Origin of the sequence: Xenorhabdus koppenhoeferi (assembly GCF_900116635.1) — a bacterium.
Taxonomy (GTDB): domain Bacteria; phylum Pseudomonadota; class Gammaproteobacteria; order Enterobacterales; family Enterobacteriaceae; genus Xenorhabdus; species Xenorhabdus koppenhoeferi.
The window spans coordinates 95,316-109,823 of sequence record NZ_FPBJ01000004.1; the positions used below are offsets into that span (position 1 = coordinate 95,316).

Genomic DNA, 14,508 nt, shown 5'->3' on the forward strand with positions numbered 1-14,508 from the left:
TTGAATTAAAATTACTAACATTGCATATCAATCTATATATATTTAAAATAATTCAAGATGTTAACTTGATGAAATACTAAAAATTTGGCCTATACCCAAATAACACATTAATTACTTATGGTAATCTAACCATAAAAATTATTAAAAATAAGTAATGAATATTAAAGAATCTAATTGGTATATTTACCTGATCAGAACACAAAGTGGCTCTTTGTATACCGGGATCACTACCGATATATCCCGGCGATTGATGCAACATGCATCTGGAAAAGGTGCCAAGGCCTTAAGAGGAAAAGGCCCTTTGATCTTGGTCTATCAGAGTTTGGTAAAGGATCGGGAAACAGCGTTGAAAGTGGAATATCGCATAAAGAAACTCAGTAAACGACAAAAAGAGAGGCTGATTATGCTCCAGCCCCTCTGTATAACGACTTATTTAGTAACATTCGGGTTATCTGAAAAGTTTTTAACTCAATCAGTGAACCCTTAAGAAGTGATCATTCAGACAGCGACCACAGGTTATCAAAATGGGCAGGATAAGTAACCAGACCTTGACAACCCTCCAGCGAAACATCAGCCAGAGGATAAATCAGGAAATAATCCTCACAATCAGGCCATGAACAATACAATTGATATGCGTTGGCAAGCTGGAAACCGAAGCGGCAGTAATACTCAGAGTCCCCCAGAGCCACAACCACTCTATATCCAAACTCATTCAGGCTGTCCAGACCTTCATAAACCAATTTTTCACTAAGCCCATGATGACGGTATTGTTCCGCAACTGCCAATGGCCCCAGACTGACCCACTGACGATCTTCGCCATTGATATCAACTGGCGTGAAACCGACATAGCCAATCACATGGCCTTCATCGTTAGTCGCAACAATGCCCAGTGTCAACAAACCATCTTCTCTCAGTTGATTAACGACTTCAGCTTCAGCCGATGTCTCAAAAGATTGACGCAACAAGCTATCAATCCCCATCGCATCGACAGGAATTTCAACCCTGATTAACATGACAATAACGCGCGATCGTATTGATCGGCGCCCTCTTTATGTCCCGCTTTGATAAATCCAGTCAGACGCAATAAACCAAAGCGAAGAATGGATGGCATAGATTCCGGCTCAATGGAATCCATCAAATTTTCTACATTCAGTCCCAATTCTGTGTTTCCTTCAATCCGTAAACGACGCTGAAAAAACAGTGTAAGCCAAGATCCCGCACTTCAATTTTTAACCAACGGGAATCCAAAAACGCCTGCCCCTTCTGCCTGTGCTCTCGGAACCTGCCAGCCAGGAAGCTGTTCCAGCACCTGACACAGTAAGACAAAAGGAGTTGTTTTAAATGGGAAACTCAGTAGTGCAGATCCCGATCCTACATCAAGGATCGATAATAAATCTCCCATCACAAAACGTCTACAGAACAAACATCAAAAACAAAGGGAAAGCCATTTTTGGGTATGTGGATTTATACATGGCAGCTTTACCCCCTCCCCTTCACCTGTCAACTATTCCTGCCAATGCCCTATTGACGGAGTCAAATTCAACCTCTGATAATAGCGTTTAAAATTTATTATCGTTATTAATCACACAATGAAAAAATATGTACGAATTTAACCTCGTGTTGTTAGTGCTTCAGCAAATGTGTGTCTATCTGGTGATTGCCTGGCTGCTGAGCAAAACACCTCTCTTTATTCCCCTGCTGCAAGTTACCGTCCGTTTACCACATAAGATGATGTGCTACGTGATTTTTTCCGTCTTTTGTATTATGGGCACATACTTTGGACTGAATGTTAATGATTCCATTGCCAATACCCGCGCTATCGGGGCCGTATTGGGTGGTTTTCTCGGAGGGCCAACGGTAGGGGCAATGGTGGGATTCACAGGCGGATTGCATCGCTATTCTCTCGGTGGAATGACCGCCTTCAGTTGTATGGTATCCACGATTGTGGAAGGGATATTGGGTGGCCTGGTACATATTTACCTGATGAAGCGAGGACAGATTAATAAGTTACTGAATCCGTGGACAGCTGCTATTGTCACTTTCTTCGCCGAATGTACCCAAATGGGCATTATTTTACTGCTTGCCAATCCTTTCAATGAAGCACTGAGTTTGGTGAAAAACATCGCCGCGCCGATGATCATCGCCAATAGTATCGGAGCCGCCATGTTTATCCGTATTCTATTGGACAGACGCGCCATTTTCGAAAAATATACCAGCGCCTTTTCTGCCCAGGCTCTAAAAATTGCCGTCTGCACAGAAGGAATTTTACGCAAAGGCTTCAATCAAGATAACAGCATGCGAGTGGCAAAAGTTATCTATCAGGAGCTGGGAATTGGCGCTGTCGCTATCACTGACAGAGAAAAGTTACTCGCATTTATTGGTATTGGCTCTGATCATCATTTGCCCGGTACGCCGATTGCTTCCGAGCAATCACGCAGTGCAATTGAAAATAATGAAGTCGTGTATGCCGATGGTAATGAAACGCCCTACTGCTGTTCTCTAAATCCTGCTTGTAAGCTTGGTTCTGCTCTGGTAATCCCTCTGCGGGGAGAAAATCAGCAAGTGATTGGCACCATCAAACTTTACGAAGCTAAAAATCGTTTATTCAGTTCTATCAATCGTACATTGGGTGAGGGAATTGCCAGCTTGCTCTCTGCCCAGATCCTTGCCGGACAATATGAAAGGAATAAGCAGTCTTTGCTGCAATCAGAAGTGAAGCTGCTTCACGCGCAAGTGAATCCTCACTTTTTATTTAATGCCCTGAATACATTACAAGCTGTGATCCGTCGGGATAGCCAGCAAGCAGGTCGACTTGTGCAGTATCTTTCTACATTTTTCCGTAAGAATTTGAAGCGTCCCGAAGAAATTGCCACGTTGGAAAATGAAATAGAGCATGTGAATGCTTACTTACAAATAGAGAAAGCTCGCTTTCAGGAACGGCTTCAGATTGCCATAGAGATACCGGAATTCCTGTACGATGCAAAATTACCCGCATTTTCCCTACAACCAATAGTAGAAAATGCAATTAAACATGGCACGTCACAGTTACTTGATACAGGAAGAATTACGATTAGGGCCCATCAGGAAGATGATTTGCTATTGGTCGAGATTGAAGATAATGCCGGACTTTATAGTCCAAAACAGACAAGAGATGGACTTGGGATGAGTCTGGTAGATAAACGTCTCCAGCTTCGTTATGGTAAACAGTATGGCGTAAGTGTTGATCACCAGACAGAAAAATTTACCCGTGTCATTTTATGTTTACCATTGGAAAAAGAGGCTAAAAAAGCGGCGTAAATATGAATGTATTAATTGTTGATGATGAACCATTGGCACGTGAGAATCTACGTTGTCTGCTGGAAAAAGAAACGGATATCCAAATTATCGGTGAATGTGCCAACGCCGTGGAAGCGATTGGTGCCATCCACCGTTTAAAACCGGATGTCGTCTTCCTTGATATTCAAATGCCCCGCATTACTGGGCTGGAGATGGCAGGAATGCTCGATCCTGAGCATCGTCCTTATATTGTTTTTTTGACTGCGTTTGATGAATATGCAGTGCAAGCCTTTGAAGAACATGCTTTCGATTATTTATTGAAGCCACTGGAAAAAGAGCGCTTGGGTAAAACATTGCAACGCCTGCGTTCTGGCTATCAAAAGCAAAATCTCACTGAACTGCAACGCGAAAATGAGCAACTGAAATATATTCCTTGCACAGGGCATAGCCGGATCTGGCTGATGCCATTGGATGATGTACTGTATGTAACTTCCCGGCTGGGTGGTGTTTATGTCATGAGTGCCAGCGGGCAGGAAGGTTTTACCGAACTGACTCTACGAACGCTGGAAACCCGAACTCCATTAACTCGCAATCATCGTCAGTATCTGGTCAATATGAGCCATTTGCGCCAAATTGTTTTTGGGGAAAACGGACAAGCAGAATTGGTTCTGAGCAATGATAAACACATTCCGGTTAGCCGTCGTTATTTGAAACCACTAAAAGAAGAATTGGGATTAAATTAATCTGAACTAATACACATGATTCATCAAAGTGAACGCTTATTTTCAAATACTTAAACTAAAGCCGAATTGAAAGACGACGGGTATAAACCTATTTCAAAAAACTAGCCCAGACCTGATTCAAATTTCATCTTTTCGGTATTTTACTTATCGATAAAGTAACCGAGTTAACGAAGGTTATCATTTCATAGGTGTTCCCCGTAGTTACGGGGAACATGCTGAATCTTGCCGCAATGCAATTCTGACGGCCGGTTTAATGAATAAAATTCATAACCACTATCATTTTTCAGGTATTAATCAAAGTTTATTAGGGTGTTAGTCTTTAGCCACAACATAACGACTGTCTTTTTTCATTAGGGTTAATGGCAGTCATAATTATTAGCGTTAATGGCAATTATATTGAATATCATCCCTTCGTGCCCATTATTAGAAATTAATATATCAAAACATATATATTAAAATGATCACTTTGCAACCAGATCATGCTGATGGAAAAGAGGGGTATGAGTAAGATGCTGAAGGATAATTTTACGGCTATTTTTTATCTGATTGTCGTTGCGCATGAGAGGAGTTTCACTCGTGCTGCTGCAAAACTTGGACTCTCACAATCTGCATTAAGCCATGCTATAAGGAGCCTGGAAGAAAGACTGGATATTCGATTACTAGCCCGGACGACCCGCAGCGTGGTGCCCACTGAAGCGGGAGAAATGCTGATTAACAATATCAGCCCCCATTTGAATGAAATTGAAAATGATCTCATCACGCTGACGGATATGCGGGATCGGATTGCGGGTAATATCCGCATTACGCTGGGAGAACATGCGCTTCAGTCTACAGTGTGGCCATTATTACAGCCTTTTGTGCGTGAATATCCCGATATTCATGTAGAACTGTTTATGGATAACAGTATGACCGATATTATCAGCGGCCGTTTTGATGCGGGAGTACGTCTGGGGACGCTGGTAGCTAAAGATATGGTGGCTGTACGGATTGGCCCGGACTGGAGAGAGTGTGTGGTGGGAGCGCCAGAATATTTTGCGGCTCACGGTAAACCGGAAACGCCGCTCGATTTGCAGCAGCACAATTGTATCAATATCCGGCGACCTACCTTAGAGGGTCTATATACCTGGGAATTTTCTAAGGGTGGGCAGCGAACGCGGGTACGGGTTAAAGGTCAGCTGACTTTTAATAATCTGGAGATGCGTATAGAAGCGGCTGCTTTGGGGCATGGATTATCTATTGTTCCTGAAGACTCGGTAGAAAAAGAAGTTGCTGAAGGGAAGTTAGTTAAAGTTTTAGAGGATTGGTGTGAACCTTTCCCGGGGTATTTTCTTTATTATCCGAGTCGGAAACAACATACATCGGCTTTTGTAAGATTAATTGAAGCATTTCGTTATAAAGGCCAAAGTAAAAACGGCATGCAAAAAAACGGTCTTGAATATCAGGAAATAGGCACATAGTTTTTATTATAAAACCACTTATTTACCCGAAATTATAAATGCACGGGTATTAATCTAAAATCCATTAATATTTATTAAAAAAATAAGAAAATAAGGAATGATTTAGAATTAAAAAACCTAATGATTTATTTAAAAAAAGATTAAGTTTATTAAAGAAAGTAATTTAAGAATTAATAAAATGTAAGCCAATACATTTTGTTAGTAGTTCCACACACTAATCACTCATTAATAATGGGAAAATTTTAATATGTTTAATATGAAAACTACACCACGTAAATTAGCAATTTTATCTGTCTTGATCTCCTCTGTATTCTCAGCAGGAGCAAACGCAACATCAAAAGTAAAAAATATAAATGGTGTAGATGTAGATGTTTACAGCTCATCCGAATTAGATGGTTTTCTGAATGGAAAAGCAAATAATACTGATCTGAATGATCTGACCACTAAACTGAACGGAAAAGCAAATAATACTGATCTGAATGATCTGACCACTAAACTGAACGGAAAAGCAAATAATACTGATCTGAATGATCTGAACAATAAACTGAACGAAAAAGCAACTATAAAAGAACTGACTAGGTTGCAAGGTGATCTGAAAAAACAAATAGAAGATGGGATGGTTAAACTTAACGTAGATGATATAGTAGAAAGAGAAGTACTTAAGTCGCAGACAACACTAATCAAGGATATTGAAGTTGAAACTAGTGAACGTAAATTAGGAGATATAAAAACGTTAAAGGACGCGAACAATTATACTGATCAGCGTTTCGATAAGGCACAATCATATACAGACCAAAAAGTTAATCATCTCGATAATAAAGTTGACCGAAATGAAAAACGCGCTAATGCTGGTATTGCCAGCGTAGCGGCAATGAGCAATATTCCTTATAGCAATAATACCGGATTTAGTCTTGGTTTAGGCTTAGGCCAATATAGAAATGGCAGCGCTGTAGCTTTAGGTATTCAAAATAAATTAAATGAAAATGTAAGCCTTAAATTGTCAACCAGCTGGAATAGTTCAGGCAGCCCGGTATTTGGGGCTGGTGTTGGTATAAGCTGGTAAATTTCCTTTCTGCTTGCTGTAATATAAAGTAAGTAAAAAAATGAAGTACGTACAAGGAAATAACAGGAGAGGCAGTTAGCCCCTCCTGACTTTTTTTGTTTCCATTGTTCAGGCCGTATACACTTCGTCTTTCAAACTGCCTCTTGAAATCCATTGGGTATACAAAAGTATTCAAATTACTTTGTCAAATCATCAAAAAATCGCTTCACGCCATCAAGGAAGCTCTTGGAACGAGGGCTGTTGGTTTCACCGCCTTTCCCGCCAAAAGATTCACCCAGTTTACGCATTAACTCTTTCTGCTCTTCGTTCAGCTTAACCGGCGTTTCGACGACAACACGACATAACAAGTCACCTTGTGCACCACCGCGGACAGATTTAACACCTTTACCTTTCATGCGGAACAGTTTACTGGTCTGAGTTTCCGCAGGGATTTTCAGGCTGACACGGCCATCAAGAGTGGGAACTTCAATTTCGCCACCCAATGCGGCAGTTGCGAAGTTGATCGGGACTTCACAATAGAGGTTGCTGCCTTCGCGCTCAAAAATATGGTGCGCTTTGACCTGAACCTGTACGTATAAATCACCTGATGGTGCACCATTTTCACCGGCTTCACCTTCACCGCTCAAACGAATGCGATCATCGGTATCTACACCGGCAGGGATCTTAACAGACAGGGTTTTGTATTTTTCAACGCGACCATGACCGTGGCATTTACCGCAAGGTTCTTTGATGATTTTTCCGCGTCCGTGACACTGAGGACAAGGTTGCTGAACTGCGAAGAATCCCTGACGCATCTGTACCTGGCCCACACCATGACAGGTTGGACAGGTTTCTGGGCGGGTGCCTGTTTTTGCGCCGCTACCATGACAGATATCACAGGATTCTAATGTTGGAATGCGGATCTCTTTGGTCACACCACGGACAGCTTCTTCCAGTGTCAGTTCCATGTTGTAACGCAGGTCTGAACCACGGCTGGCGCGCTGTTGACGACGACCGCCACCGAAAATATCTCCGAAAACGTCACCAAAAACATCACTAAAGTCAGCTCCACCACCGAAACCGCCAGCACCACCGCCCATGCCGCCCTGTTCAAAGGCAGCATGACCATATTGGTCATAAGCAGCGCGTTTTTGAGAATCTGTCAGGATTTCATACGCTTCTTTAATTTCTTTGAATTTGCTTTCTGCGTCTTTATCGTCCTGATTACGATCAGGGTGATATTTCATTGCCAGCCGTTTATAGGCTTTTTTTATCTCTTTTTCGTCTGTGGTTTTGGAAACGCCCAAAACTTCGTAATAATCTTTTTTTGTCATTATATTATTTACCCTTAACAACGCACGCACGGGCGCAGAGTTACCTCAACGCCCGTGCCAGTTAACAAGTAACAGGCGCCCTGTTACCTTGCCCGCTAAGGGCTATTATTTTTTGTCTTTAACTTCTTCGAATTCAGCGTCTACAACGTCGTCTTCTTTCTTCGCATTGCCTGCACCTGCGTCAGCAGCACCAGCCTGAGCTTGTTGCTGTGCAATTTCCAGAAGTTTCTGCGATGCTTCAACCAGAGCCTGGATCTTCGCTTCGATTTCAGCTTTATCTTCGCCTTTCGCCGCAGTTTCCAGCTCAGAAGATGCTTTCTCGATTACTGCTTTTTCGTCAGCAGTCAGGTTGTCACCCGCTTCTTCAACTTGTTTACGGGTACTGTGGATCAGTTGGTCAGCTTGGTTGCGAATCTGAACCAGCTCTTCAAATTTACGGTCAGCTTCTGCGTTGGCTTCTGCATCGCGTACCATCTGTTGAATTTCTTCTTCGTTCAGACCAGAAGATGCCTTGATGGTGATGTTCTGCTCACGACCAGAGTTTTTGTCTTTCGCAGAAACGTGCAGGATACCGTCAGCATCAATGTCGAAAGTGACTTCGATCTGCGGAGTACCGCGCATTGCTGGCTGAATACCGTCAAGGTTGAACTGACCCAGTGATTTGTTATCGTTGGCACGTTTACGCTCACCTTGCAGTACATGGATGGTTACTGCGGACTGATTGTCTTCTGCTGTAGAGAACACTTGGCTATGCTTGGTTGGAATAGTGGTGTTCTTAGTAATCAGGGATGTCATCACGCCGCCCATAGTTTCGATACCCAAGGACAGTGGCGTTACGTCCAGCAGCAGAACGTCTTTCACGTCACCTGCCAGTACGCCGCCCTGAACTGCTGCCCCCATCGCAACGGCTTCATCTGGGTTGACATCTTTACGTGGCTCTTTGCCGAAGAAATCTGCAACTGCTTTCTGTACCATTGGCATACGAGTCTGACCACCAACCAGAATCACATCCTGGACATCAGATACAGACAGGCCAGCGTCATTCAGAGCAACTTTCAGTGGCTCGATAGAACGTTTAACCAGATCTTCAACCAGAGATTCCAGCTTCGCACGAGTTACTTTAACGTTCATGTGCTTAGGACCCGTCGCGTCTGCGGTGATATATGGCAGATTCACGTCAGTCTGCTGCGCGGAAGAGAGCTCAATTTTCGCTTTTTCAGCTGCTTCTTTCAGACGCTGCATGGCCAGTGGGTCGTTACGCAGGTCGATGCCTTGTTCTTTTTTGAACTCGTCAACCAGATAGTTGATCATGCGGCTGTCGAAGTCTTCACCACCTAAGTGAGTATCACCGTTGGTTGCCAGAACTTCATACGTTTTTTCGCCGTCAACTTCGTCGATTTCGATGATAGAGATATCGAAAGTACCGCCACCCAGGTCATAAACTGCGATGGTACGGTTACCGATCTCTTTGTCCAGACCATAAGCCAGAGCAGCCGCGGTTGGTTCGTTGATGATACGCTTTACTTCCAGACCTGCGATACGGCCGGCATCTTTAGTTGCCTGACGCTGTGCATCGTTGAAGTATGCCGGAACGGTAATAACAGCTTCGGTTATTGGCTCACCCAGATAATCTTCTGCTGTCTTCTTCATTTTCTTCAGAACTTCAGCTGAAACCTGAGGTGGTGCCATTTTCTGGTTCTTCACTTCCAGCCATGCATCGCCGTTATCCGCAGCTATGATTTTGTATGGCATAATAGATACGTCACGCTGAACTTCTTCGTCTGGGAAACGACGACCGATCAAACGCTTGATGGCGAACAGCGTATTTTGCGGGTTAGTAACAGCCTGACGTTTAGCAGGTTGACCAACCAGAGTTTCACCATCCTGAGTATACGCGATGATAGAAGGTGTGGTACGGTCACCCTCGCTGTTTTCAAGCACACGAGTGGTTGTGCCGTCCATAATTGCTACACAAGAGTTGGTAGTTCCCAAGTCGATACCAATGATTTTACCCATCTAAACGCCTCCACAAAGAATTCATATATTCGGTCAAGTTACTAAGCTATATGAGGACGAATGTTTTCTTTTCAATGGCACTGATGGCCAGAAATTCCTCATTTTATATTTTCAGCTAATGCCGGAATATTAGTAGTAACTGTAGTTGAGACTTAGATGGGGTCATTCATCCCATCATCAAGGGGGAGACTGAAAAATTTTTGAGGTTTGATAAAATTTTTTTTTCTCAGACCATTGTGTAGTTGATGCCATCACATTATGATTCGCCGCCTTTTATGATTTCTTGGCACCGGAAACCGCCGCCAGAAATTTTTTAATATTTTGTTTTATTCGTATTTTCCAGGGGGAGTATGCATTCTACTAAGTTGGCGAACCCAGGCCCATTGGGTTTAATGGGTTTTGGCATGACCACCATTTTGTTGAATTTGCACAACGCAGGTTTTTTCCCATTGACCTCAGTTATCCTGAGCATGGGAATTTTTTATGGTGGTTTGGCTCAGGTGCTGGCTGGCATTTTTGAGTACAAAAAAGGGAATACTTTTGCTGCAACCGCATTTACCTCATACGGTATGTTCTGGCTGAGTTTGATTGGCTTGCTTTTCCTGCCAACAATGGGGTTAGCTGAAGCAACCAGCCATGAATTCCTCGGCGTTTATCTGGCCCTGTGGGGGATTTTCACCCTGTTTATGTTTTTTGGTACGTTGAAAGCAAACCGTACTCTGCAATTTGTGTTTGCCAGCCTGACGCTGCTGTTCGCATTGTTGGCGATTGGCAATATCACGGGTAATGCGGGCATCTTGGCCTTTGCTGGTTTTGAGGGTGTTATCTGTGGTGCAAGTGCTTTCTATCTGGCAATGGCGGAAGTTCTGAATGAACAATACGGCCGTACTATTTTGCCAATTGGTGAAGTAAAACACGCCTAATCGTTGTAAGGCAGGATGAATATTTATGCTCATCCTGTTCTTCCTGTTCTTCCTGTTCTTTAAAAGAAGCTGTTATTGTCCCCTATTCTTCATTATCTGCTACATCTGCTACACGCCTTTTTTCCACAAATAACCCCCTAATAAGAAACCGATAGCCGATAAGGACATCATATAGTAGGCGGGTGCTTGTGACGTATATTTCAGCAGTAAGGTCACAAGGATCGGGGTCAATCCGCCAAAAATGGCATAAGCCAGATTATATGAAAATGAAATGCCACTGAAACGCACTTCTGGCGGATAGCTCTTGACCATGACGAACGGCGCTGCTCCGACCACGCCAACAGACAGCCCGACGATAGCATAAGCGCTAAATAATGTGAGTGGTTCATCGCTGATATTATGGTAAAAAATCCAACTTGTGGCAGCCAAAAGAAGACAACCGATAATTAAAACGATACCGGCTCCCCACTTATCACATAAATATCCGACAGATACACAGCCAATCGCCAATGAAATGATGGCCAGACTATTTGCTTTCAGGGTCAGCGACTGTTCCAGATGAAATACTGTCTGCATATAAGTTGGTGTCATTAAGATGACGACAACGATGCCAGCGGAGAGTAACCAAGTCAGCAGCATAGACATTATAACGGCGCGTTTGTGATTAAAAACCACAGACTTGAGCGGCATGTCTTCTGCCAATACCTTGCGCTCCTGCATTTCTTTGAAGACAGGTGTTTCATGTAACCAACGGCGCAGGTACACAGCACACAGGCCGAAAATCCCGCCCAGCAAGAATGGCAGGCGCCAGGCCCAGTCCAGGACTTCTTGTTTGATATAAATAGACATAATGATGGTTGCCACAAGAGAACCAAATAAAATTCCTATGGTCAGGCCGGCTGTAAGAACACCACACGCAAATCCAATGCGTTTATGGGGAACATGTTCTGCTACAAAAACCCATGCACCGGGAACTTCCCCGCCAATAGCAGCCCCCTGCATCACACGCATAAATAAAAGCAGCAGGGGAGCGACGATGCCAATAGAATCATAGGTAGGCAGCATCCCGATGGCCAGCGTTGGTACAGCCATCAGGAAGATACTGAGTGAAAACATTTTCTTACGTCCGACCAAATCACCAAAATGAGCCATGATGATTCCACCTAAGGGCCGGGCTAAATAACCCGCAGCAAAAATGCCAAAGGTTTGCAGTTGCCTAAGCCATTCAGGTATGTCCGCAGGAAAAAACAGCGTACCAAGCGTAACGGCAAAAAAGACGAAGATAATAAAATCATAAAACTCCAAAGCACCACCCAGAGCAGCCAGAAACAGAGTTTTATAGTCTTGCTTGTTTAATGAACGATTTTGATATTGTGACATAACTTACCGATTTATAGTTATAAAATAAGATTTTCATGACTATTTTCAATCACCTTGTTGCGATTTGGCTAGATGAAAATATAACTTATGCTATATTAAAAGATGTTTATTCTACAATTTTTAAAATGAAACCATTATGGTGATATGTAGCTTAAAATAGGTAGCTTAAATTTTCTCAAAATGGCTTTAATGGCGAGCTACCAGAGGATTTGGCAGGGGAAGAGTAAGAATCCTATTTGCTGATTAACTATTCTGCCAGGTAAGGATTACTGAACACTCTTCCACAGATAAAAGTTATTTCGGTAGATATTGTTTTAACAGAGAAATAACCGTTTCAGTGTCCGGCAGTGAAGGATGCCCGACCATCCGTTGCAGGGACGCATCAAAGTTTTCATGCCACACAGGTTCAATAACATGGTAGCTATCATTGCGTAACTGGTTGATATTGCGGCGTGTTGCATCTTTTTCCCACATTACACTACCCATGACAGGAAAAAACAAAACAGGAAATGTGGAGGCCAAAACGACTGTCGTTAATCGGTTGGTCGCACCGCCGTGGGCAACAGTTGCCAGTGTGTTGGCAGTTGCAGGTAGAACTGCCATGAGGTCATGATCCGCAACAATGCGTGAAGGCTTATCTGTTGGCCAGTCTTGCGGTTTTTCTCCGCTGATAACTCGATCGGCATAGAGAGCAACCGTTTCTGCTGGCAAAAAGGTAGTGGCGTTGTTTGTCATTATTACCGTTAAAGTACAGTCGATCGTTGCCTTAATAGCTAAAAGGTATCTGGGAAGAAGGCTGATATCGACGGAGCCGGTTGTCCCAATCAGAATCCGCGGTTTTATCTGTTGAATCATTTCATCATTTTTCATGGGTAAATTAGCCTTTTATTATCAGCATGGCTGGTTAGCTAAAATAACGGGTTAGTTAAAATAACGGGTTAGTTAAAATAAATAGTCAGCGATACTCGTTTGCATGTTCCAGTAATCCATCCAGTTCCACTAAGTAAGAGCATTTGCGATGCTCTTGCCAATCCCGTGGATATCCCAACGAAACTTCAATATGGATAATATTCTGAATATATTCGATATTTGGAATGTGCAGATGACCGTATACCACCATGCGTACTCCTTTTCTCGATGCCCACTGATGAGTTTTTTCACTACCGCACCAAATGGAAAATTCGGTATTGCGTAAAGATTCGAGGGGTTTTCGGATGATGGGAAAGTGGCTCATCAGGATGATGTCTTCATCATCTGGAATGATATTCAAACGTTTTTCGGTATATTGAATACGCTCTCGGCACCAATCGATAATACTTTTGTGGGGATAGGTTTTCAGGAAGAACTCGTCAGAACTAATGACACCACACCGGCGGGCGCGTTCGATAGCCTGATCAGCGGTATAGTCAAAGGTGTTTCTGAATGAATAGTCGTACAGCGTAAAGACAGGGGCAATGGTGACAGCTGAACCATCCCCCATGTGGTAGCGGCAGAACTCATCTTCCGGGGTGAGAACGTTATATTTTCGGCAGATATTGACCAAATGTTCATAACGCAGGACACCGGGTAACTTTAATGGATCTTTGGGGGTACACCAAAGTTCATGATTACCCGGTGTCCAAACAACCTGGGCAAACCGTTGGGACAGTGTACTGATAACCCATGTAAAGTCTGATTCCTGCTCTGCAATATCGCCGGCAAGCAGGAGCCAATCATTGGGCGTGGTTGGCCTTAATGATTCAACCAGCAAACGATTTGCAGCATGGGATACATGTAAATCACTGATAGCCAACAGCATGCTTTCACCTCACTATCGCTAAATGTCCTTTAAGGGTCAGAGCAAAAAATTAGGGCGTTCCCGGAGGGGCATCTCCCCAACCCCATTTGGGTACAGTTTCGCGGCGTGATGGCTTTGCATCCGGCTGGGAATTAGCCTCAGCCCTGCGGGAACCCCATTCGATATAGCCTGCGAATGCTGCGCGAAATTCAGGGTCGGACGGTAAACCGACTTCATCGGCAGCCAGCATAAGTAAATCGACCCATCTTTTCCGCTGTTCAGGTTGAATACTCCTGCCCCGGTGACGGCTCAGCATGACTTTGAATCCACCGCGTTCATTGGTATAACGTTCTTCTCCGCCGAGCACTTCTTCCAGCCACATAGCGACATGGCCCGGGTGGTCTGATTTCATGTTCTCAAACAGCGGGGCCAGCAGTTCATCTTGTTCAACCTTGGCATAAAAGGTGTCCATCAGTTTCATGAGCACCTCACGGCCTCCCATCCATTCAAATAAGGTTGGTGTTTCATTTGCCATAACATAACCTCTTATATGAGTACGT

Annotated in this window: 13 protein-coding genes and 1 pseudogene; 6 read left to right on the forward strand and 8 right to left on the reverse strand. The window is 43.6% G+C overall.

All coding sequences use genetic code 11. From position 1 onward, the window contains the following. Positions 1 to 154 precede the first annotated feature (154 nt). Positions 155 to 487: a GIY-YIG nuclease family protein gene (locus BM329_RS02415; RefSeq protein ID WP_092548363.1), complete on the forward strand. Its 333-nt coding sequence runs from the start codon at positions 155 to 157 to the stop codon at positions 485 to 487. A 7-nt stretch (positions 488 to 494) separates the two neighbouring features. Here BM329_RS02415 and BM329_RS02420 read toward each other — a convergent pair whose 3' ends face one another. Both BM329_RS02420 and BM329_RS15180 read right to left on the reverse strand, forming a co-directional pair. Beyond that, positions 495 to 1,013, reverse strand: a complete 519-nt coding sequence (locus BM329_RS02420; protein ID WP_092548367.1) for a GNAT family N-acetyltransferase — start codon at positions 1,011 to 1,013, stop codon at positions 495 to 497. After that, positions 1,007 to 1,402: pseudogene (locus tag BM329_RS15180) on the reverse strand (SCP2 sterol-binding domain-containing protein). The gene BM329_RS02420 and the pseudogene BM329_RS15180 overlap by 7 nt, the downstream one beginning before the upstream one ends. A 197-nt stretch (positions 1,403 to 1,599) precedes the next feature. On the opposite strand from BM329_RS15180, the gene BM329_RS02435 reads away from it, so the two are divergent. From BM329_RS02435 to BM329_RS02450, 4 genes are all read left to right on the forward strand, one after another. Beyond that, a complete protein-coding gene (locus BM329_RS02435) occupies positions 1,600 to 3,297 on the forward strand; it encodes a sensor histidine kinase (RefSeq protein ID WP_092548373.1) in 1,698 nt (565 codons plus the stop codon). Between the two features lie 2 nt (positions 3,298 to 3,299). Then, positions 3,300 to 4,019, forward strand: coding sequence for a two-component system response regulator BtsR (gene btsR / locus BM329_RS02440; RefSeq protein WP_092548376.1), 720 nt, complete (start codon positions 3,300 to 3,302; stop codon positions 4,017 to 4,019). 509 nt (positions 4,020 to 4,528) lie between these two features. Continuing rightward, entirely contained in the window at positions 4,529 to 5,476 is a 948-nt protein-coding gene (locus tag BM329_RS02445; RefSeq protein ID WP_092548379.1) for a LysR family transcriptional regulator, read from the forward strand. A gap of 247 nt (positions 5,477 to 5,723) precedes the next feature. Then, positions 5,724 to 6,539, forward strand: a complete 816-nt coding sequence (locus tag BM329_RS02450; protein WP_092548382.1) for a YadA-like family protein — start codon at positions 5,724 to 5,726, stop codon at positions 6,537 to 6,539. Positions 6,540 to 6,715: 176 nt separating this feature from the next. On the opposite strand, the gene dnaJ is transcribed toward BM329_RS02450, so the two are convergent. Next, positions 6,716 to 7,852 carry a molecular chaperone DnaJ gene (dnaJ, locus tag BM329_RS02455; protein WP_092548385.1) on the reverse strand — a complete coding sequence of 379 codons (1,137 nt, stop codon included), beginning with the start codon at positions 7,850 to 7,852 and terminating at the stop codon, positions 6,716 to 6,718. Positions 7,853 to 7,957: 105 nt separating this feature from the next. Further along, on the reverse strand, positions 7,958 to 9,868 hold the full coding sequence (dnaK, locus tag BM329_RS02460; RefSeq protein WP_092548388.1) for a molecular chaperone DnaK: 1,911 nt from the start codon (positions 9,866 to 9,868) through the stop codon (positions 7,958 to 7,960). Positions 9,869 to 10,218: 350 nt separating this feature from the next. On the opposite strand from dnaK, the gene satP reads away from it, so the two are divergent. Then, positions 10,219 to 10,791: an acetate uptake transporter gene (gene satP, locus BM329_RS02465; protein ID WP_092548391.1), complete on the forward strand. Its 573-nt coding sequence runs from the start codon at positions 10,219 to 10,221 to the stop codon at positions 10,789 to 10,791. Positions 10,792 to 10,899: 108 nt separating this feature from the next. On the opposite strand, the gene BM329_RS02470 is transcribed toward satP, so the two are convergent. The 4 genes from BM329_RS02470 to BM329_RS02485 all read right to left on the reverse strand — a co-directional run bounded on the left by BM329_RS02470 (position 10,900) and on the right by BM329_RS02485 (position 14,483). Next, entirely contained in the window at positions 10,900 to 12,171 is a 1,272-nt protein-coding gene (locus BM329_RS02470; RefSeq protein ID WP_092548394.1) for an MFS transporter, read from the reverse strand. Between the two features lie 294 nt (positions 12,172 to 12,465). Beyond that, entirely contained in the window at positions 12,466 to 13,041 is a 576-nt protein-coding gene (locus tag BM329_RS02475) for a flavoprotein (RefSeq protein WP_092548397.1), read from the reverse strand. Between the two features lie 85 nt (positions 13,042 to 13,126). After that, on the reverse strand, positions 13,127 to 13,969 hold the full coding sequence (locus tag BM329_RS02480; protein WP_092548400.1) for a metallophosphoesterase family protein: 843 nt from the start codon (positions 13,967 to 13,969) through the stop codon (positions 13,127 to 13,129). A gap of 49 nt (positions 13,970 to 14,018) precedes the next feature. Continuing rightward, a complete protein-coding gene (locus BM329_RS02485) occupies positions 14,019 to 14,483 on the reverse strand; it encodes a group II truncated hemoglobin (protein WP_092548403.1) in 465 nt (154 codons plus the stop codon). Between the last annotated feature and the right edge of the window lie 25 nt (positions 14,484 to 14,508).

Excerpts from the sequence above, each read along its gene's own strand:
- BM329_RS02450 (WP_092548382.1), top strand. The coding sequence starts at position 5,724 with ATGTTTAATATGAAAACTACACCACGTAAATTAGCAATTTTATCTGTC.
- dnaK (WP_092548388.1), bottom strand. The coding sequence starts at position 9,868 with ATGGGTAAAATCATTGGTATCGACTTGGGAACTACCAACTCTTGTGTA.
- BM329_RS02435 (WP_092548373.1), top strand. The coding sequence starts at position 1,600 with ATGTACGAATTTAACCTCGTGTTGTTAGTGCTTCAGCAAATGTGTGTC.
- satP (WP_092548391.1), top strand. The coding sequence starts at position 10,219 with ATGCATTCTACTAAGTTGGCGAACCCAGGCCCATTGGGTTTAATGGGT.
- BM329_RS02475 (WP_092548397.1), bottom strand. The coding sequence starts at position 13,041 with ATGAAAAATGATGAAATGATTCAACAGATAAAACCGCGGATTCTGATT.
- BM329_RS02445 (WP_092548379.1), top strand. The coding sequence starts at position 4,529 with ATGCTGAAGGATAATTTTACGGCTATTTTTTATCTGATTGTCGTTGCG.
- BM329_RS02415 (WP_092548363.1), top strand. The coding sequence starts at position 155 with ATGAATATTAAAGAATCTAATTGGTATATTTACCTGATCAGAACACAA.
- btsR (WP_092548376.1), top strand. The coding sequence starts at position 3,300 with ATGAATGTATTAATTGTTGATGATGAACCATTGGCACGTGAGAATCTA.
- BM329_RS02420 (WP_092548367.1), bottom strand. The coding sequence starts at position 1,013 with ATGTTAATCAGGGTTGAAATTCCTGTCGATGCGATGGGGATTGATAGC.
- BM329_RS02470 (WP_092548394.1), bottom strand. The coding sequence starts at position 12,171 with ATGTCACAATATCAAAATCGTTCATTAAACAAGCAAGACTATAAAACT.
- BM329_RS02485 (WP_092548403.1), bottom strand. The coding sequence starts at position 14,483 with ATGGCAAATGAAACACCAACCTTATTTGAATGGATGGGAGGCCGTGAG.
- dnaJ (WP_092548385.1), bottom strand. The coding sequence starts at position 7,852 with ATGACAAAAAAAGATTATTACGAAGTTTTGGGCGTTTCCAAAACCACA.
- BM329_RS02480 (WP_092548400.1), bottom strand. The coding sequence starts at position 13,969 with ATGCTGTTGGCTATCAGTGATTTACATGTATCCCATGCTGCAAATCGT.